This is a genomic window from Acidiphilium sp., assembly GCF_049977125.1.
Taxonomy (GTDB): domain Bacteria; phylum Pseudomonadota; class Alphaproteobacteria; order Acetobacterales; family Acetobacteraceae; genus Acidiphilium.
Map to the genome: position 1 here is coordinate 1 of NZ_JBMFGY010000362.1, position 1507 is coordinate 1507.

Sequence of the window (1507 nt, forward strand, 5' to 3'; positions counted from 1 at the left end):
ATGCCGATTTCGATTCTTTTGCGCCGACTCGCTTGTTCAGGCTCAGGCCCTAACGGACCGTTTTCATTATAGAGTGCAAAGGGTGGAGACGTTCATCAGAGCCGCCCAAATCGCTCGATGAACTTCGCTGTAACGTTCATAGCACATAGGACTAGAGTCATAAGATTCCCGATAATAGCCATCAATTTACAATCGAGGTGACCAACACTTCCAGGCGGCTGAATGGTTTTTCTTAATGGAGCCGAACTCCTTGCTTGGTAAGTTCCGCCTGCACCAATGCGATGTCCAGGCGATCGAGGGGGTGATTTTTTTTGATGGACAAGGCCGCGGCCACCCCAGCTGCCTGGCCTGTCAGTGTGCAGCACGACATGTTGCGCGTCGCCGCGTGTGCGACCCTATCGCCGCCAATCGCCCGGCCGGCGACAGCAAGGTTTTGAACACCTTTCGGCAAAATTGCACGATAAGGGATGTGCATATACCGCCCCGTCGTCGGCAGAATTAATATGCCATATCCGTCGATAAATTCTGGATAAATACCGATCGTATCCTCGAATCGGGCTTCGTTCCGAACATCGGTCTCAGTCAAATTATAGACGGCGTCGATTTTGCGGGTGTCACGGATTCCAATAGTCATTCCGAAATTGCGCAGACGAACCGCCGCGCATCCAGGCGTATAGCGACGAAGCGCTTCGATGGCGGCGGTCGCCTGCTGGCGTCCCTCAATTTCAAAGCGCGTCAGACTGTCCGGATTCGTGCCATCGCAACCTGCGAGGTGGATAAGGTTCATGTAAGTCAGTTCGCCGGTATCATGGATCGAGCCCCAAGTACCTCCTATGGTGTTGAGATGGGCTGGGATTATGCCCTCGCGGATTGCCTGAGCGAAGGGTTTAGCAAGAAATGGGGATGACAGATGATCTTCCTTGCCGCTGGTTTCGACCTGCCATTCCCCGGTTGACCAGTCGCCGAACGTCTGAGGATCATTGCTGACCCCGTCGAGGAACTTCCGCTTGTCGACGCCGGCCAGATGAAACATTACCGAGGCCGCTTGCATTTGTTCGATTGGCGTTTTGATGGTCGGTGCGCCGGCGCGATATGCAACATCGGCATCGCCGCTGCCGTCGATCACACGTTTGGCTAGAATTGCCTCGCGACCCGCTTTCGATTCAGTTATGATACCACAAATGACATTATCCCTCATGATCGGATCGACGAACTGGCGATGGAGCATCGGATGGATACGGGCTTCGGTGACGAGTTGATCAGCTACCAGTTTAAACCCCTCGGAGTCTAGCTCGTAGCCAAGGCCGTGGCCCGGCGTCGCGGCATCCTTGGTTGCGCGTGCGCGGTCTTCGAACTCTTGCCCAATTCCACCGGCTTCCACCGTCGCAGCGTGGCGATACCAACTGAAACTCTCAACGCCGACCGCGGTAATATTGCCACCAAAACAACCAAAGCGCTCGACCAGGGTCACGGCGACTCCGGTGCGGGCCGCCGCCAAAGCCGCCGC

The 1507-nt window shown here is 55.5% G+C and carries 1 protein-coding gene; it reads right to left on the reverse strand.

The window, feature by feature from the left end:
• Positions 1–232: 232 nt before the first annotated feature.
• A partial coding sequence (locus ACP5E6_RS19080; protein WP_427957076.1) for an FAD-dependent oxidoreductase occupies positions 233–1507 on the reverse strand: 1275 nt, incomplete at its 5' end.